Consider the following 1,400-nt stretch of genomic DNA (forward strand, 5'->3'; position numbering starts at 1 on the left):
GTGTTTGGTGTTGAAGTTGTCGGCTGATTAGTACCGGTCAGCTGCACGGGTCTTTCGTCCCCGCTTCCACGTCCGGCCTATCGACCCAGTGTTCTGCTGGGTGCCTCTCACCCCGTAGGGTATGGAAACCTCATCTTGAAGCAGGCTTCCCGCTTAGATGCTTTCAGCGGTTATCCCTTCCGAACGTAGCCAACCAGCGGTGCTCCTGGCGGAACAACTGGCACACCAGAGGTTCGTCCGTCCCGGTCCTCTCGTACTAGGGACAGCCCTTCTCAAGTTTCCTGCGCGCGCAGCGGATAGGGACCGAACTGTCTCACGACGTTCTAAACCCAGCTCGCGTACCGCTTTAATGGGCGAACAGCCCAACCCTTGGGACCTACTCCAGCCCCAGGATGCGACGAGCCGACATCGAGGTGCCAAACCATGCCGTCGATATGGACTCTTGGGCAAGATCAGCCTGTTATCCCCGGGGTACCTTTTATCCGTTGAGCGACGGCGCTTCCACAAGCCACCGCCGGATCACTAGTTCCGACTTTCGTCCCTGCTCGACCTGTCAGTCTCACAGTCAAGCTCCCTTGTGCACTTGCACTCGACACCTGATTGCCAACCAGGCTGAGGGAACCTTTGAGCGCCTCCGTTACATTTTAGGAGGCAACCGCCCCAGTTAAACTACCCACCAGGCACTGTCCCTGGTCCGGATCACGGACCGAGGTTAGACATCCGAAGCGGCCAGAGTGGTATTTCAACGTTGACTCCACCCGCACTGGCGTACGGGCTTCACAGTCTCCCACCTATCCTACACAAGCCGCACCGAACACCAATACCAAGCTATAGTAAAGGTCCCGGGGTCTTTCCGTCCTGCTGCGCGTAACGAGCATCTTTACTCGTAGTGCAATTTCGCCGAGTTCGCGGTTGAGACAGCGGAGAAGTCGTTACGCCATTCGTGCAGGTCGGAACTTACCCGACAAGGAATTTCGCTACCTTAGGATGGTTATAGTTACCACCGCCGTTTACTGGGGCTTAAATTCTGAGCTTCACCCCGAGGGGTTGACCCGTCCTCTTAACCTTCCAGCACCGGGCAGGCGTCAGTCCGTATACATCGTCTTGCGACTTCGCACGGACCTGTGTTTTTAGTAAACAGTCGCTTCTCCCTGGTCTCTGCGGCCGTCCACGCTCCCACCGCGAGGGTGTTCACGCTTCGGGCCCCCCTTCTCCCGAAGTTACGGGGGCATTTTGCCGAGTTCCTTAACCACGATTCTCTCGATCGCCTTAGTATTCTCTACCTGACCACCTGAGTCGGTTTGGGGTACGGGCGGCTAGAACCTCGCGCCGAGGCTTTTCTTGGCAGCATAGGATCACCCAGTTCGCGCTTGTGCGCTCACCGTCAGCTCTCAGCCTGT

Annotated in this window: 1 rRNA gene (running past one end of the window); it reads right to left on the reverse strand. The window is 57.4% G+C overall.

The annotated features are described in order from the left end of the window. Positions 1–7: 7 nt before the first annotated feature. Positions 8–1,400: ribosomal RNA gene (locus ACFWH7_RS20735) — 23S ribosomal RNA — on the reverse strand (it continues 1,813 nt past the right edge of the window).

Origin of the sequence: Cellulosimicrobium cellulans, from assembly GCF_042723955.1 — a bacterium.
Taxonomy (GTDB): domain Bacteria; phylum Actinomycetota; class Actinomycetes; order Actinomycetales; family Cellulomonadaceae; genus Cellulosimicrobium; species Cellulosimicrobium cellulans_H.